Origin of the sequence: Saccharopolyspora gloriosae, from assembly GCF_014203325.1 — a bacterium.
GTDB classification, from domain to species: domain Bacteria; phylum Actinomycetota; class Actinomycetes; order Mycobacteriales; family Pseudonocardiaceae; genus Saccharopolyspora_C; species Saccharopolyspora_C gloriosae.
Genome location: NZ_JACHIV010000001.1, coordinates 2474342 through 2490471, shown reverse-complemented (window position 1 = coordinate 2490471; position 16130 = coordinate 2474342). Strand labels below are relative to the sequence as shown.

General features: G+C 71.9%; 13 protein-coding genes. 7 read left to right on the top strand and 6 right to left on the bottom strand.

Translation table 11 applies throughout. The annotated features are described in order from the left end of the window. The first annotated feature begins 140 nt into the window (after positions 1-140). Positions 141-2366 (top strand): terpene synthase family protein, encoded by a 2226-nt coding sequence (locus BJ969_RS11025; protein WP_184478847.1) that lies wholly within the window; start codon positions 141-143, stop codon positions 2364-2366. 50 nt (positions 2367-2416) lie between these two features. Here the strand turns inward: BJ969_RS11025 and BJ969_RS11020 are convergent, their stop codons facing one another. Then, a complete protein-coding gene (locus BJ969_RS11020; RefSeq protein WP_221315777.1) occupies positions 2417-3382 on the bottom strand; it encodes a CPBP family glutamic-type intramembrane protease in 966 nt (321 codons plus the stop codon). Further along, a complete protein-coding gene (locus BJ969_RS11015; protein ID WP_184478846.1) occupies positions 3379-3975 on the bottom strand; it encodes a DUF3887 domain-containing protein in 597 nt (198 codons plus the stop codon). Before BJ969_RS11015 ends, BJ969_RS11020 begins: the two co-directional genes overlap by 4 nt. Positions 3976-4242: 267 nt before the next feature. On the opposite strand from BJ969_RS11015, the gene BJ969_RS11010 reads away from it, so the two are divergent. The 5 genes from BJ969_RS11010 to BJ969_RS10995 all read left to right on the top strand — a co-directional run bounded on the left by BJ969_RS11010 (position 4243) and on the right by BJ969_RS10995 (position 10293). Next, positions 4243-5010 carry a class II glutamine amidotransferase gene (locus BJ969_RS11010; protein WP_184478845.1) on the top strand — a complete coding sequence of 256 codons (768 nt, stop codon included), beginning with the start codon at positions 4243-4245 and terminating at the stop codon, positions 5008-5010. A 350-nt stretch (positions 5011-5360) separates the two neighbouring features. Beyond that, entirely contained in the window at positions 5361-6980 is a 1620-nt protein-coding gene (locus tag BJ969_RS11005) for an APC family permease (RefSeq protein ID WP_184478844.1), read from the top strand. 542 nt (positions 6981-7522) lie between these two features. Then, a complete protein-coding gene (locus BJ969_RS30795) occupies positions 7523-7615 on the top strand; it encodes a putative leader peptide (protein WP_343071338.1) in 93 nt (30 codons plus the stop codon). 93 nt (positions 7616-7708) lie between these two features. Beyond that, positions 7709-8932, top strand: a complete 1224-nt coding sequence (locus BJ969_RS11000; RefSeq protein WP_184478843.1) for an LLM class flavin-dependent oxidoreductase — start codon at positions 7709-7711, stop codon at positions 8930-8932. Beyond that, the gene (locus BJ969_RS10995) at positions 8929-10293 is read left to right on the top strand and encodes an NtaA/DmoA family FMN-dependent monooxygenase (protein WP_184478842.1); all 1365 of its coding nucleotides are present in this window, start codon (positions 8929-8931) and stop codon (positions 10291-10293) included. Before BJ969_RS11000 ends, BJ969_RS10995 begins: the two co-directional genes overlap by 4 nt. A gap of 155 nt (positions 10294-10448) precedes the next feature. Here the strand turns inward: BJ969_RS10995 and BJ969_RS10990 are convergent, their stop codons facing one another. The 3 genes from BJ969_RS10990 to BJ969_RS10980 form a co-directional block, all read right to left on the bottom strand. Beyond that, positions 10449-10955: a hemerythrin domain-containing protein gene (locus tag BJ969_RS10990; RefSeq protein ID WP_184478841.1), complete on the bottom strand. Its 507-nt coding sequence runs from the start codon at positions 10953-10955 to the stop codon at positions 10449-10451. A 299-nt stretch (positions 10956-11254) separates the two neighbouring features. After that, positions 11255-12094 (bottom strand): SDR family NAD(P)-dependent oxidoreductase, encoded by an 840-nt coding sequence (locus tag BJ969_RS10985; protein WP_221315776.1) that lies wholly within the window; start codon positions 12092-12094, stop codon positions 11255-11257. A gap of 52 nt (positions 12095-12146) precedes the next feature. Beyond that, positions 12147-12512: a MerR family transcriptional regulator gene (locus tag BJ969_RS10980; protein ID WP_184478840.1), complete on the bottom strand. Its 366-nt coding sequence runs from the start codon at positions 12510-12512 to the stop codon at positions 12147-12149. Between the two features lie 108 nt (positions 12513-12620). On the opposite strand from BJ969_RS10980, the gene BJ969_RS10975 reads away from it, so the two are divergent. After that, positions 12621-13742, top strand: coding sequence for an oxidoreductase (locus BJ969_RS10975; RefSeq protein ID WP_184478839.1), 1122 nt, complete (start codon positions 12621-12623; stop codon positions 13740-13742). A 97-nt stretch (positions 13743-13839) separates the two neighbouring features. Here BJ969_RS10975 and BJ969_RS10970 read toward each other — a convergent pair whose 3' ends face one another. Continuing rightward, positions 13840-16122 carry a xanthine dehydrogenase family protein molybdopterin-binding subunit gene (locus BJ969_RS10970; RefSeq protein WP_184478838.1) on the bottom strand — a complete coding sequence of 761 codons (2283 nt, stop codon included), beginning with the start codon at positions 16120-16122 and terminating at the stop codon, positions 13840-13842. Between the last annotated feature and the right edge of the window lie 8 nt (positions 16123-16130).

Sequence of the window (16130 nt, the reverse complement as noted above, 5' to 3'; positions counted from 1 at the left end):
ATCTTGGCCGCCGCCGCGAACTCTGGTTGCCTGCTCCATCGAGACCATCCCCCGCTGGGCCGTCAGGACGATCCGCCGCGGATCGCGGGCCCGAGCGGAACGATCCCCGCCGGACCGGCGGAGTTAGGACAGGTGCGCACGTGCAACCGTTCCAGCTGCCCGAGTTCTACGTGGCTCATCCGGCGAGGCTGAACCAGCACCTGCAACGCGCCCGTCGACACACCAAGGAATGGGCCTACGAGCAGGACATGATCGACGTCCCGCAGCAGGGCGTCCCGATCTGGGACGAGCAGGACTTCGACTCGCACGACTACGCGCTGCTGTGCGCCTACACCCACCCGGACTCGCCCGGCCCCGAACTGGACCTGGTGACCGACTGGTACGTGTGGGTCTTCTACTTCGACGACCACTTCCTGGAGCTCTACAAGCGCAGCCACGACATGGCCGCCGCACAGGAGCACCTGGACCGGCTGACGCTGTTCATGCCGATCGACGGCGAGATCACCGAAACCCCGCGCAACCCGGTCGAAGGCGGGCTCGCCGACCTGTGGAACCGCACCGTGCCCGCGCGCTCCGAGGACTGGCGGCGGCGGTTCGCCGAGAACACCCGCCACCTGCTCGACGAGTCGCTGTGGGAACTGCACAACATCAACCGCAACCGGCTGTCCAACCCGATCGAATACGTGGAGATGCGCCGCAAGGTCGGCGGAGCGCCGTGGTCGGCGAACCTGGTGGAGCACGCGGTGAACGCCGAAGTGCCCGCGGGCATCGCCGCGTCCCGGCCGATGGAGGTGCTGCGCGACACCTTCTCCGACGCGGTGCACCTGCGCAACGACCTGTTCTCCTACGAGCGCGAAGTGCTCGACGAAGGTGAGCTCTCCAACGGGGTGCTGGTCTTCGAGCGGTTCCTCGACTGCACCACGCAGGAGGCCGCCGAAGCCGTCAACGACCTGCTGACCTCCCGCCTGCACCAGTTCGAGCACACCGCGCTCACCGAGGTGCCCGCGCTGTTCGAGGAGCACCAGGTGGACCCGCTTTCGCGCGCCGGGGTGTTCGCCTACGTCAAGGGCCTGCAGGACTGGCAGTCCGGCGGGCACGAGTGGCACATGCGGTCCAGCAGGTACATGAACGGCGGGACGCGCGACGAACCCGTGCCCGCGAACGGCTTGAGCGGACCGACGGGCCTGGGCACCTCCGCCGCGCAGATCGCGACGTCGGTGCTGCGCACCGCACCGCAGCGGGCCCGCTCGTTCCGCCACGAGCCGTACCGGCGGGTCGGCCCGGTGCCCCGCCAGGACATGCACATGCCGTTCACCGCGAAGTCCAGCCCGCACCTGGAGCGGGCCCGCGAGAACGTCGTGGAATGGGCGCACCGCGTGGGGATTCTCGACGGTGTCGTCTGGAACGAGCGGCTGATCCGCGACTTCGACTTGGCGCTGTGCGCCGCGGGCATCCACCCGGACGCCGCCGCCGAGCAGCTGGACTTGAGCACGGGCTGGTTGGCGTGGGGCACTTACGGGGACGACTTCTACCCGGTGATGTTCGGCCGCACCGGTGATGTCGCGGCCGCCAAGGTGTGCACGGAACGGCTGCCGCTGTTCATGCCGGTCGAGGACGAGCCGACACCGGCGCCGGCGAACGCGCTGGAGGTGTCGTTGGCCGACCTGTGGCAGCGCACCACCGCGTCGATGGGCGTCGACGCGCGCCGCACCTTCCGCCGCACCATCGAAGTGATGATCGACAGCTGGTTGTGGGAGCTCGGCAACCAGGTGCAGAACCGGATCCCGGACCCGGTGGACTACATCGAGATGCGGCGGCGCACCTTCGGTTCGGACCTGACGATGAGCCTGTGCCGCCTCTCGCACGGCAACGCGGTTCCGCCGGAGATCTACCGGACTCGCACGCTGCGCTCCATCGAGAACTCGGCCGCCGACTACGCCTGCCTGCTCAACGACGTGTTCTCGTACCAGAAGGAGATCGAGTTCGAAGGCGAGCTGCACAACTGCATCCTCGTGGTGCAGAACTTCCTGGACTGCGACAAGGACCGCGCCGTCGCCGTCGTGGTGGACCTGATGAACGCGCGGATGAGCCAGTTCCAGCACGTCGTCGCCGAGGAGCTGCCCGCCCTGTTCGAGCAGTTCGACCTCGACGCCGGTGCCCGCGAGGTGCTGCTCGGCTACGTGGAGGAACTGCGGAACTGGCTCTCCGGCATCCTCGTGTGGCACGACGGCTGCCACCGCTACGAGGAGTCCGTGCTGCGCCACCAGCCCGCGGCGGCTCCGATCGTGGCGGCGGCGGTGCTCGGCGGACCGACCGGCCTGGGCACCTCGGCGGCGCGCATCGCCACGACGCTGAGCCGGGCGTAGGAACCCTGTTCGACCGGGCGCGGTGCTGGTCGCCGCGCCCGGCCTGAGGTTCAGCGTTCCGGCGGGCCGGACGGGTGCTTCGCGGCGGCGAACTGCCCGGTGGCGACGAGGACGACGACGAGCACGAGCGGCACGATCCACCCGCTCCAGCCGAGGATCGTCGCCTGCGTGGTGTCGACGTTCTCCCCCGCCTGCGCGAACAGCAGGTAGGTGCCGCCCGCGGCGTTGAACGCGCCGTGCGCGAGGGCGGCGGGCCACACCGATCCCGAGCGCAGCCGCAGCCAGCCGAAGACCGCGCCGACGAGGACGCACATGCCGACCATCGCGGCCACGCCGAGCAGGCCCGGCGCGTCCGGGTAGTTGTACCCGAGCAGGATCAGCGGAGCGTGCCAAGCGCCCCAGATCACGCCGGAGATCAGCACGGCCGCCAGCGGACCTAGCGGCATCAGCTTCGGCAGCAGCCATCCGCGCCAGCCGAGTTCTTCGCCGAGCGCGGGGAGGAGGTTGACGAACGCTCCCAAGGGGAGCGCGGCGAGCTGGACGGCGATGAGCGCACCGACCGGCACCGGAAGCTCAGCCCCTCCGGTCTGCTCGCCGAGGACCTGCCGGAACGCGGAGAAGTTCGCGAAGTCGGCCGGGTAGACGCCGAGCAGCGCACCGACCGGGAGCGCCGCCAGCACGAGCGCGATGGACGTGACGATCCCCAGCGCCGCGAAGCCGAGCACCCTCCGGACGGGGCGCAACGGCCACAACCCGAGCGCCCAGGCCGGGCGCTGCCGCCGTTCCACGAAGCGCACGACGACGAGCGCGGCGATCGCCGGGGTCGTCATCATCGCCACGGACACGAGCGGGAACCAGGGGTCGGCGAGCCCGTCGCCGAACCAGAGCGGGAGCGCGACCAACCAGGCCGACACGACGGCGAGGGCGACGAACGCGCCGATGGCCCGCAGGTCGCTGCTGCTCACCCGTCCTCGGGGCGCGGACTTCTCGGCCACGGCGGGAGGTTCGACGTTCACGGCGTCCGCCCCTCGACGATGTGCAGGCCCGCGATGGTCCGGTCGTCGCGGAAGGTGATCCGCGCCGTGTAGTCGCCCGCCTCCAGCGAGAGCGGCGTGTTCGTGATCGTCACGTCGCTCGCCCTGGCGACCTCCGGTTCGCCGTGCCCTTCGAACTCGCCCGACAGTCCGACGAGCTGCGCCCACGCGGCGGCGAGCGCCTCCTCCGGCAGGCCCTCTCGCATGGTCGGATCGAACTGCTCGGTGACGTGCGACCACTTCCCGGCCGCGAGATCGTCGATCACCGCGACGGCCAGTTCGGCGGCGCCCTGCAGTGGCGTGGTGTTCATGGGTTCCCCTGTTCTCGGATCGGTCGGCTTGCCGTAGCGCTGGAACGCCGCTTGCCGGCTCACGCCCAGTGCGTCGCCGACGACCTGCCACGTGGCTCCGTCGCGCCGAGCCTGCTGCACGACGGCGCGCACCACGTCGTCGGCGGCCGCCTGGATGCGCACGGCGCGTTCGATCGAGTCGGCCCCGCCGTCGGGAGCCGTCAGGACGCGCGACGCGAGCAGCGCCTCCGTGCGCGCCGCCAACTCCCGCAGCGCAGCTGTCAAGTTTTCCTGCACATGTAAACCTTACCTTGACACGCACGGCGCACGCCAGGCGGTGGCACGCGACCACCGGCCCGAGCCGCGTCGATCACGACTTCGCGCCACCCCTCCCGCTCCCGTGATCTTCACCATGAATCCCAGGACGTGGCACGCAGGCGGCGCTCCGAAGACGCCGCACGACCGGGGTGTGCAGTAGTTTCGTTCCCGGAGCGGGAGTTCCGAGCAGGATTCCCGGCACCTCGTCGTTCTCGGGCCGGATCAGGAGTCCTCATGTGTCGTTTGCTCGGTGTCGTCGCTCGGCGCCCGGAGCCGCTGGGCGAGCTGCTCGCGGAGGAAATCCCCGAATTCGTCGCGCTCTCCCGCGAGCACGGCGACGGCTGGGGCGTGGCGTCGTGGTCGGGCACCGCCCCGGCGGTGGCGCGCGATGTGGAGGCCGCGCACCGTTCCGCGCGGTTCGGCATGGTCCGGCGCACCACGACCGACGCCGGCCTGCTGCACATCCGGATGGCCAGCGCGGGATCACCGCTGACCGCGCAGAACACGCACCCGTTCACCGGCCGGCGAATGGCCTTCGCGCACAACGGTTTCTTCAGCCCCCGCGACGCGCTGGACGAGCTGATCCCGGCCGATCTGCTGGCGACCGCGACCGGCGACACCGATTCGGAGCGGTACTTCCTGCTGCTGCGCGGCCTGCTGCGGGAGCACGAACCGGCGGCGGCGCTCGCGCTGGCCGCCGAGCGGATCCGCCTGCGCGCCACCGCGTTCGCGAGCCTGAACTGCCTGCTGCTGACCGACGACGCCCTCTACGCATACTCCGAGCAGAACCCGGACTCGGAGGTCGCCCGGCGTCGCGGACCGGAGTTCTTCCGGCTGCACTACCAGATCACCGAGGACCGGGTGGTAGTCGGATCCAGCGGCATGCCGCGCGCGCAGCGGTCGTGGACGGAGCTGCCCGAGCGCCACGTCCTGGAGATCCGGCGCGGCGACCTCCGGGTCTCCGCGCACCCGCCCCTTCCTCCGGTCGCCGCCGCCTCGTAGTCATCGGGATGGGCCGGATGGCGCACACTGCCTTGCGCCACAAGGCGATTCGCCATCGTCCTGACCGGAGTGGACGCTCCGCTCGCGCACCGGCGAACTCGCCCGTTCTCACGATGCGATACGAAAATACCGACTATTCGACACGATTCGGACATGTGCGCGGACTGTCCTGGGCGGATTTTGCCGTCGAATCGTGCGCTGCGGTAGAAACGATCACGCACTTGATCAGCAAGTGCTCGCGCCCGCCAACATCGTTGTGGTGGACCGATTCTCGCTCGTGACGCCGCGGGCACCTCCCCGCCTCAGCGCGGTGCCCCCGCGCGTCTCCACCTCTTCCGGGAAGCCGAAACATGAACAGCCCCGCGCCCGCAGCACCCCCACCATCCACATCGGAGGCACCCGCCCCGGAACCACGCCTGCGCAAGGATCTCGGCTTCTGGAGCCTGACCGCGATCGGGTTCAGCGGCATCATGGGCTCCGGCTGGCTGTTCGGCGCGCAGTACGCCGCGCAGGCCGCCGGGCCCGCGTCCGTGCTGTCCTGGCTCGTCGGCGGCGGCGCGTTCACGCTCATCGCGCTGGTGCTCATCGAACTGGGCGCGTCCCGCCCCGTCGCCGGCGGGATCGTGCGGTGGCCGTTCCTGTCCAACGGCCCGCTCACCGCGGCGATCGTCGGGTGGTCGGTGCTGCTGGCCACCAGCAGCGCGACCGCGGCCGAGGCCTCCGCGATCACCCAGTACGCCAGCCACTACCTGCCGTGGCTGTACGAGGACGACGCGCTGACCGCGCCCGGCGTGCTGCTCTCGGCGGCGCTGCTGGCGCTGGTGATGGTGCTGAACTGGTTCGGCGTGCGGCTGTTCGCCCGGATCAACTTCGCGCTCACCGCCATCAAGTTCAGCGTGCCGGTGATCACCCTGGTGGCGCTGCTGATCTCCGGGTTCAGCGACGGCAACGACACCGTGAACGCGGGCGGCGGCTTCGCGCCGTACGGCTGGTCGGCGGCGCTGAGCGCCGTGGCCACCGCCGGGATCGTCTACACCATCAACGGCTTCGCGCCGACGATCGACCTGGCCGCCGAGGCCAAGGACCCGCGCCGGGACATCCCGCGCGCGGTGCTGACCGCGATCGGCCTGGCGGTGCTGCTCTACCTCGGGTTGCAGCTCGCGTTCCTGTTCGCGGTCCCGGAGAGCACGCTGGCCGCGGGCGGCTGGCACGGCATCGACTTCAGCTCCCCGTTCGGCGAGCTCGCTCTGCTGCTGAACCTGGGCTGGCTGGCCGCGCTGCTCTACGCCGACGCCGTGGTCTCGCCCGGAGGCGCGCTGCTGGTGGGCATCGCGGGCAACAGCCGCGTCACCTACGCGATGGCGCGCAACGGAGTGCTGCCGCAGTCGGTCACCCGGGTGCACTCCGGTTCCGGGGTGCCGCGCGCCGCGCTGCTGGTGAACTTCCTGCTGGCGCTGGTGCTGCTGGCGCCGTTCGACGGCTGGCAGGACATCATCGGCGTGGCGGGCAGCCTGTTCCTGCTGAACTACTCGGTGGCGGCGGTGTCCGCGGCGGCGTTCCGCCGGGCTCGCCCCGACGCCGTGTCCGGCTGGGTGCCGGGGATGCGCTGGATCACGCCGCTGAGCTTCGTGGTCTCCGCCGAGATCATCTACTGGTCGGAGTGGGAGAAGCTGAGCGTGGTGCTGCCGCTGGCGGTGCTGGCCGTGCCGCTGTTCGCACTGGTCACCAAGCAGCGCGGGGCCTACCTCGGTCAGCTGCGCCAGAGCGCGTGGCTGATCACCTACCTGGTGGTGCTGTTCGCGATCTCGGCGCTGGGCGGCTTCGGCGGCGCCGGGCTGATTCCGGCTCCGGTGGACACCGCGCTGGTCGCGGTCGTCGCGCTGCTGATCTTCTTCTGGGGAGCCCGTTCCGGCGTCCGGCATCTGGCGAACTCCGAGGCCGACTCCGACGAGCGCGAGATCACCGACTGATGCCCGCGTAGATCATCGAGCCGCGGAACCTCAGCGGCTTCCTCGCTGCGGGATCGATTCCTCGTGCAGCAGCGTGTCCTCGCGAGGGAGCCGCTGAGAACCCGCCGGTGTCGTTGTGCTCTGGCTGGTCACCGCTCAGCGGCTCCGCCGCTGACAGGACAGCGACCACGAACGCCGCTCACCTCGAACGACAAGATCAAAGACAGGCGGTCAGCGGCTTCCTCGCCGCGGGATCGATTTCTCAGGTAGCTCCGGGATACACGACGAATCGCCGTCCCCGTGAGGAAGCCGCTGCGCACTCGCCGGTGGCCGGCTTCGCGACCTGGTGCTTCCCGCACGCGAGCGCGGGACGTGACGAACAAGAAGCCGGCCGGGAGAATTCCCGGCTCGCGTTCGTCGTCCCGCATCGTGGCCATCGGGGCGCGAGCTTGACCTGGGATGGCCGCGCGAACGTAGAGTTCTCTGTGCGGTGGGCGAGAAATCCCGCCTCCTCGGCGAACGCCGGTGGCGGTGGCTCCCCGCGCGGCGGCGAGGAGGGATCGATGCGGGCACCGGTGCACGGCCCCGGATTCCGCGGTGCCAGGCGGCGCCACGTCGACCTGCAGCGCGTGAGCAGCGCGAGCTGTCCGCGCTGAACGGAAGACCCCGCGTCCACCGCCGCGCAGCCGGAGGGCCGCTCGTCCCGGCCCGTCCGGCGCGTTCCCACCGCAGGAGAGGTCTGCCCTCGCATGTCCGAGAACCCGCTGCACCTGGCCGTCGCGCTCGACGGCGCAGGCTGGCATCCCGCCGCCTGGCGCGATCCGAACGCCACTCCGGAAGCCCTGTTCACCCCCGGTTACTGGACCGCGCTGGTCCAGGCGGCCGAGCGGGGCCTGCTCGACTTCGCCACGATCGAAGACGCGCTGGGCCTGCAGTCCGACGACCACCTCAGTCGCACCGACCGCCGCACCGACCGGGTGCGCGGGCGGCTCGACGCCGAGCTGATCGCCGCCTTCACCGCGCCGCTGACCAGCCGGATCGGCCTGGTTCCGACGGTCACGACCACGCACACCGAGCCGTTCCACATCGCCTCCGCCCTCGCCACCCTGGACCACAACAGCCTGGGCCGGGCCGGGTGGCGGGTGCAGACCTCCGTCCGGACCGACGAGGCCGCGCACTTCGGCCGGCGCGCGCTGCCGGAGATCCGGCGCGAGGCCCTCGGCACTCCGGAGGTGGACGCGGCGGTCGCCGACCTGTTCGAGGAGGCCGCCGACGCCGTCGAGGTGGTGCGGCGGTTGTGGGACAGCTGGGAGGACGGCACCGAGATCCGCGATGCCGCGACGAACCGGTTCCTGGACCGCGACAAGCTGCACCACGTCGACTTCAGCGGGCGCTTCTTCTCGGTCCGCGGGCCGAGCATCGTGCCGCGTCCGCCGCAGGGGCAGCCGCTGGTCGTGGCGCTGGCGCATGCGCGGGCCGCCTACGAGCTCGCCGCCAGGTCGGCGGACGTGGTGTTCACGACGCCGCGCAACGCCGCCGAGGTTCCGGGGATCGTGGCCGAGGTGCGGGCCGCGGAGCAGGCCGTGGGCCGCACGGGCGCGCCGCTGCGCGTGCTGGCCGACCTCGTGGTGTCGGTCGACGACGACGGGCAGGAAGCGCAGGACCGGGTGCGGCGCCTCGACGAGCTCGCCGAGCAGCCGCTGCGTTCGGACGCGGCGGTGGTCGCCGGTTCCGCGACCGAACTCGCCGACCTGGTGCAGGAGTGGCGGGCGGCCTCGCCGGAGCTCGACGGCTTCCGGCTGCGGCCCGCGGTGCTGCCCACCGACCTGGACGCCATCGCCGACGGCCTGGTGCCGGAACTCCAGCGGCGCGGCGCGTTCCGCTCCGCCTACGACACCGACAGCCTGCGCGAGCGGTTCGGGCTGCCCCGCCCGGCCAGCCGGTACGCGACGAACGAGGAGGTGGCCCGATGAGCGCGGACCGCAAGCAGGTGATCCTGGGCGCCTACTTCCCCGGCGTCAACCACGACACGGTGTGGAGCGACCCGGCCTCGGGCAGCCACATCGACTTCGCGTCCTTCGAGCACTGGGCGCGCACGGCGGAACGCGGCAAGCTGGACCTGCTGTTCCTCGCCGAGGGGCTGCGGCTGCGCACCCGCGGGGACGCGATCTTCGACCAGGACGTGGTGGGGCGGCCCGACACGTTCACCGTGCTGGCCTCGCTGGCGGCGATCACCGAGGACATCGGGCTGGCGGGCACGATCAACTCGACGTTCAACGAGCCCTACGAGCTGGCGCGCAAGTTCGCGTCGCTGGACCTGCTCTCCGGCGGGCGGGCCGCGTGGAACGTGGTGACCAGCTTCGACGCGCCGACCGGGGAGAACTTCCGGCGCGGCGGGTTCCTGGCTCCTTCGCAGCGCTACGAGCGGGCCGGGGAGACGCTGGAGGCGGTCCGCCGGCTGTGGGACTCGTGGGGCTCGGACGCGGTGGTGGCCGACCGGGAGAGCGGGCGGTTCCTGCGCGACGAGCACGTCGGCGACTTCGCCGTGCGGGGCAACCAGTTCGACATCGCGGGCAGGTTCTCCACACCGCGCTCCCCGCAGGGGCATCCGGTCGTGCTCCAGGCCGGTGAATCCCCGGCCGGGCGCGATTTCGCCGCGAAGCACTCGGACGCGATCTTCTCCCGGTACCAGCAGTTCGACGAGGCGCGGGCGTTCTACACCGACGTCAAGGCCCGGGTCGCCAAGGCCGGGCGGAACCCGGACGAGGTGAAGATCCTGCCGTCGGCCGCGGTCATCCTCGGCGACACCGAGGCGGAGGCGCACGACCGGCACGCCGACGTCCGCAGCCGCCAGGTGGACCCGCTGACCTCGATCGTGCTCGCCGAGATGGTGTGGAACCGGGATCTGTCCGATGTGGACCCGGACGGCCCGGTCCCGGACCTCGAGCCCACGCCGGACGCGCCGAAGTGGATCAAGGGGCGGGCACCGCTCACCCAGGACGCGCACGCCACGGCCGAAGCCTGGCGGGAACTCGGCCGCACCGAAGGACTGTCGTTGCGGCAGGTCGTGACGAAGGTCTTCGACCGCAACGTCTTCGTCGGCACTCCGGGCAAGGTGGCCGCCGAGATCGAGCGGTACGTCGAGCAGGAGGCGGTGGACGGGTTCATCCTCGGTTCGCACGTCAGCCCGTCCGGGCTCGACGAAGTCGTGGACCGGGTGGTGCCGCTGCTGCAGGACCGCGGCGTGTTCCGCACCGAGTACACCGGCACGACGCTGCGCGACAACCTCGGCCTGGAGCCCGCCGAGCGCTTCGGCGAACCGGCCTCGGCCTGACGGCGCAACGGCCTCTTCGTCCGAGCGGGTCGGGCGAAGAGGCCGTGCACGTCACCCGTGAAATCGGAACCAGCCCTACCGTCCCTGCGACCGGGTGCGGAGCCGTCGGTCAGCGCGAGCTCGGCTCGTCGCCGACCGCGGTGCGCGCGCCGGGGTCACCCGAAGTCCGGGGCCGGTCCCAGCGAGTTCAGCGCGGCGACGATCGTCCGCTCCTCGTACCGGAAGTGCTCTTCCAGCTCCGCCGCCAGCCGGTCCAGTTCGTCGCGCAGCGCCTCCGAGTCGGACCGCCCCGGTCGGTGTGCGCGGACCAGTTCGCCGAGCTCCGCCTGCATCCGGTCCACTTCCCGGTGCTGCTCCCCGAGCTCGGTGAGCGTCGTAGCGAGTGCGGGAAACCGCTGCGCCAGCAGGGGAAAAGCGCCGCCGTCCTCGCCGGCGTGGTGCTCGGTGAGCGCGGAGCAGAACGTCCGGCAATGCGCGCGCAGCTGCTCCCCCAGGTCCTCGGTGGCGTCGTGGTCGAGGCGGTCGCGCAGCGCGGTGAGTTCCGCGCGCAGCCAGTCGTGCGCCTCGACCAGGAAATCACCCAGGCCGCGGGTCCCACCGCCGGTGGCGGGTGAGTGCCGGAAATCGGGCACGTCTGCAGGGGATTCGCTCTCGGGAGTCATGGATTCCTTCCCATTCGATCCATCGGACCGGAGGGGCGGATTCCGCCGGAGGAGGGCGCGCGGAGGCCGGGTCGAACGCGCGGAGGAGCACGCCGATCGCACCCCGGCACACGGGGCGACCACGATCGATGTGACGAGAAGACCCGGAGAGCACGGAGGATCGCGCGTGCGTGCGCGCAACTCTCAGAACCGCGTCGAACTCAAGAAATGGCGGAAGCCACTACCTCCAGCGTCGGGCCCATCCGGGGCGCGGCGAAAGACTACAACGCCGCCGCATCGCCCGGCAATCACCGCCCGGTTCAGGTCAATCCGAGCATCGCTTCGGTGGTGTCCCACAGGTTCCGCGCCAGCGCTGGATCGCGCGCCTGCTTCGAGGTGGGGGCGTTCGCCCGCATGCGGTGGAAGTACTGGCCGTTGACGCTGCGCGGATCCGCCAGCGAAGCCAGGTGCACCAGGGGAGCGGCGCCCTGCTCGTTGCCGAGCAGCAGGGTGCGTCCCGCCGCGGTGCCGTACACCAGCGACACGGGTCCCCTGCTGTCGCGTCCGAAGCTGGAACCGACCGTTCCGGGGTGGAAGGCGACGGCGCTGATCCCCGTCTCCGGGGCGCGCCGGGCGAGCTCCCGCGCGAAGATCAGGTCGGCGAGCTTCGCCGAGCCGTACACCCGCAGCGAGGAGAACCGGCGGCGCGCGAAGTTCAAGTCCGCCAACGAGATCCGGCCGAACCGGTGCCCCATGCTGCTGGTCACGATCACCTGGGCCCGCGAGGCGCTGAGCCGCTCGTGCAGCAACGCCTGCAGCAGGAACGGGGCCAGGTAATTGCTCTGCAAGGTCAGCTCGAAACCGTCCTCGGTGACCTCGCGCCGCGGAACGACGCCGCCCGCGTTGTGCGCCAGCACGTCGATCACCGGGCACCGCCGCAGCAGCCGGTCCGCCAGCGACCGCACCTGCCGCAGCGAGGCGAAGTCCGCGATCAGCGGCTCCACGCCGAGTTCCGCCGCCACCGCACGGGTCTTGTCCGCGGACCGCCCCACCGGCACGACGGTCGCTCCGCGCGCCGCGAGCTCCCGCGCGGCGGCGGCACCGATCCCGGCGCTCGCCCCGGTGATCACCACGGTCTTGCCGGTCAGATCTTCGGACACCGCTCCTCCTCGAACCCGCGTCGACCCGCATCCTGTCAGCGGGGCGTCGAAATCAGGCGGCGGGACATCCGGACGACTCGGCCTTCGCCGCGTGGCAGATGACCGCGTCGAGTCGGTCGCGGGTCGCGACGAGCTCGTCGATCTGCCCGTCGATGCGGTCGCGCTCGGCGGTGAGCCGCCCCAGCAGGTCCGGGGTGACCTCGCCCGTCTCCACGCACGGCAGCAGGCTCAGGATCGTCTTGCTGGACAGTCCCGCGCCGTAGAGCTGCTGGATCAGGCGGACCCGGTCGACGGCGGAGTCCGGGTAGGTGCGCTGCCCACCGGCGCTGCGCTCGGCGCGCAGCAGGTGCTGCTCCTCGTAGTACCGCAACGCCCGCACGCTCACGCCGGTGTTCGCGGCGAGCTCCCCGATCCGCATCGCGCCTCCCGCGAGTAATCCGGAACACATTTCTTGCCTCTGACGTCAACGTCAGGTTTTAGCCTAGCGCAAGTACATCGCACGCCACCAGGCCGCTAGGAGTCCCCCGTGTCCAGCCCCCACCCCGCCGCCCGCGCCGCCGAGGTCCTGTCCCGCCCGTTCGCGCTGGGCGGAGCGACGTTGCCGAACCGCATCGCGATGGCCCCGATGACGCGCGAGTTCTCGCCCGGCGGTGTTCCCGGCGCCGACGTCGCCGCCTACTACTCGCGCCGCGCGGCGGCCGGCACCGGCCTGATCATCACCGAGGGGACCTACGTCGACCACGCCTCCGCCGGGCTCAGCGACCGGGTGCCGCGCTTCCACGGCGAGGACGCGCTCGCGGGCTGGAAGAACGTCGTCACCGAGGTGCACCGCGCGGGCGGCAAGATCATGCCGCAGATCTGGCACGTCGGCATGGCCCGCACCGCCGGAGCCCCGCCGTTCCCGGACGCCCCGCCGATGGGCCCCTCCGGGCTCGCCCTGGAGGGCGACGCGACCGGGCACGCCATGACCCAGGCCGACCTCGACGCGGTCGTCGAGGCGTTCGCCGAGGCCGCCGCCGACGCCGAACGCCTCGGGTTCGACGGCGTGGAACTGCACGGCGCGCACGGCTACCTGATCGACCAGTTCCTCTGGGAGGGCACCAACCACCGCACCGACGGCTACGGCGGCGACGCGGTGTCCCGCGTGCGGTTCGCCGCCGAGATCGTCGCCGCGGTGCGCCGGAAGGTCGCCGCGGACTTCCCCGTCGTGTTCCGCACCTCGCAGTGGAAGATGAACCACTACAAGGCGAAGCTCGCCGCCACCCCGCAGGAGCTCGAAGCGGTCCTGAGCCCGCTCGTGGAGGCCGGCGTCGACGCCTTCCACTCCTCCACCCGGCGCTACTGGCAGCCCGAGTTCGACGGTTCCGACCTCAACCTCGCCGGGTGGACGAAGAAGATCACCGGCAAGCCCACCATCACGGTCGGCTCGGTGGGGCTCGACCAGGAGTTCCTCAAGTCCTTCAGCGGCCAGACCTCCGCGGTGACCGGCATCGACGACCTGCTGGACCGGCTGGAGCGCGACGAGTTCGACGTGGTCGCCGTGGGCCGCGCGCTGCTGGCCGACCCGGAATGGGCCGAGAAGGTCCTCCACGGCCGCCACGACGAACTGGTCCCGTTCACCTCCGAGCAGCTCACCACCCTGCGCTGAGGACTCCCGCCGGACGCCTCCTCCATCCCGCACCGCGGACCGGGAGGGGGCGTTCGCCCGGGTCCGCGCGGTGGGCCGCCGCACGGCCCGCGTGCGGTTACAGCAGCTGGTCCAGCGTCATCGGCAGCGACCGGAGCCGCTTGCCCGTGGCGTGGTGGATCGCGTTGGCGATGGCCGGTGGCAGCCCGGTGAGGCCCACTTCGCCGACGCCCTTCACCCCGACCGGGTTGAAGCGGTCCGGGGTGCCGACGAAGGCGACCTGGTGGTCGGGGACGTCGCCGTTGACGGGGATCAGGTAGTCGGCGAACGTGGCGTTCGTGATGCGACCGGTGCCGGGGTCGGTGGCGGTGTCCTCGAACAGCGCCATGCCGATGCCGCCGACGGCGCCGCCGATGATCTGGCTGCGCGCGGTCTTCTCGTTGAGGATCCGTCCGCCGTCGATGGCCGAGACGATCCGCGCCACCCGGACCGCGCCGAGGTCGGCGTCGACCCGGACTTCCACGAACTGCGCCCCGAACGCCCCCGCGCGGGAGAGGCCGTTCACGTCGTGCGACGACGAGTCGAAGGCACCGTCGGCGGCGAGGTCGCCGCGCCCGTGCCGGGCCAGCATCGCCGCGTAGGTCTCCCCCGTGGCCGGATCGTCGACGAGGTGCAGCCTGCCGCCGGTGGCGGCGAGCTGATCCACCCGCGCGCCCCGCAGCGGCGCGGCCGGGTCGTCGGCGACGAGGTCCAGGAATCCCTGCCACAGCCGGAGAACCGCCGCGTCCACGGCCGCTCCGAGCGACCCGGTGAGCCCGGAGCCACCGGCCAGCGGCGCCGTCGGGAGCCGCGAGTCGCCGATCTCGAACCCGACCGATCCGACCTCCAGGCCGAGGCGCTGCGCGGCGAGCTGGGTGATGACCGTGCGGGAACCCGTGCCGATCTCGGCGGTGGAGCTGCGCACCACGGCGGTGCCGTCGGCGAGCACCGCCACCGACGCCTCGCACGGCAACCCGAAGAACGGGAAGGACGCGGTGGCGACGCCGTAGCCGACGAGTTCGTCGCCCTCCCGCAGCGAACGCGGCTGCGCGGGTCGGCGGCTCCAGCCGAACAGCTCCGCGCCGCGCCGGTAGCACTCGCGCAGCGCGTTGCTCGACCACGGCAGCCCGGATTCCTGGTCCGTCGCGGCGAAGTTCCGCAGCCGCAGCTCGATCGGGTCGATGCCGACCTGGTACGACAGCTCGTCGATGGCCGATTCCAGCGCGAAGTTGCCCTGCGCCTCCCCCGGCGCGCGCATCGAGCACGGGCCGGGGATGGTCAGCCGCACCTGTTCGTCGTGGGTGGCGACGTTGGCGCACGCGTAGCGGACGGCCGTGCCGCTGGTGACGGGGTCGACGTTGTCGTCGTCCACGGCCGCGGTCTGCGTCGAGCGGTGCTCGATCGCGCGCAGCGTCCCGTCCCGGTCCATGCCGATGCGCAGCCGCTGCACCGTGCCGGTGCGGTGCCCGACCCCGGTGAACATCTGCGGGCGGGTCAGCACCAGCCGCACCGGCAGCCCCACCTCGCGCGCCGCGAGCGCGGCCAGCTGCACGTGCGGCCAGGTCCGCAGCGCCGAGCCGAAGCCGCCGCCGACGAAGGGCGCGACCACCGTGACGTCGGCCGCGGGCAGCTCGAACGCCGCCGCGAGGGACTCCTGCATCGCGCTGGGGCCTTGGCTGTTGCTGTGCACGGTGAGCCGCGGCCCGTCCCAGCCGGCGACCGCGCTGAACAGGCCCATCGGGTTGTGCGTGTTCGCCGGGGTGGTGAAGGTGGCGTCGTAGCGCACCGCGGAGTCCGCCAGCGCGCCGGGCACGTCGCCGCGGGTGGTGCCGGTGCCCGCCGGAGCGCGCGGCGCCCGCGGATCGTCGATCGCCACCACCGGCGAGCGCACCTCGTAGTCGACCTCGATCAGCGAGGCCGCCTCCGCCGCCTGCTGCGGGGTCCGCGCGACGACCACGGCGAGGTAGTGCCCGTGGTGGTCGACGACGTCGCCCTGCAGCGGCGCGGGCGGTTCACCGGGCGGCCGTTGCACCTTCGGCGCGTTGAGGTGGGTGAGCACCGCGAGCACGCCGGGCGCCGACTCGGCCCCGCTCGTGTCGATGCCGGTGATGCGCCCGGAGGCAATGGTGCTGCACGCGAGCGCGGCGTGCGCCATGCCGGGTTCGGCCACGTCGTTCGGGTAGTCGGCGGTACCGCTGACCTTGCGCCACCCGTCGACCCGGTTCATCCCGGCGCCGGCCAGCGCGGGTGCGGCGGGAGCCGGGGCGGCGGTGGCGGTGCGAGCGGATGCGGTCGCGGGCAGCAGTCCGGCTCCGGCGACGAGCACGCCCGCGCGCAGCGCGGAACGGCGGGAGATCTCCATCGAGCGCC

Coding starts and splice junctions, on each gene's coding strand:
- BJ969_RS11010 (WP_184478845.1), top strand. CDS start 4,243: ATGTGTCGTTTGCTCGGTGTCGTCGCTCGGCGCCCGGAGCCGCTGGGC.
- BJ969_RS11005 (WP_184478844.1), top strand. CDS start 5,361: ATGAACAGCCCCGCGCCCGCAGCACCCCCACCATCCACATCGGAGGCA.
- BJ969_RS30795 (WP_343071338.1), top strand. CDS start 7,523: ATGCGGGCACCGGTGCACGGCCCCGGATTCCGCGGTGCCAGGCGGCGC.
- BJ969_RS11000 (WP_184478843.1), top strand. CDS start 7,709: ATGTCCGAGAACCCGCTGCACCTGGCCGTCGCGCTCGACGGCGCAGGC.
- BJ969_RS10995 (WP_184478842.1), top strand. CDS start 8,929: ATGAGCGCGGACCGCAAGCAGGTGATCCTGGGCGCCTACTTCCCCGGC.
- BJ969_RS10990 (WP_184478841.1), bottom strand. CDS start 10,955: ATGACTCCCGAGAGCGAATCCCCTGCAGACGTGCCCGATTTCCGGCAC.
- BJ969_RS10980 (WP_184478840.1), bottom strand. CDS start 12,512: ATGCGGATCGGGGAGCTCGCCGCGAACACCGGCGTGAGCGTGCGGGCG.
- BJ969_RS10970 (WP_184478838.1), bottom strand. CDS start 16,122: ATGGAGATCTCCCGCCGTTCCGCGCTGCGCGCGGGCGTGCTCGTCGCC.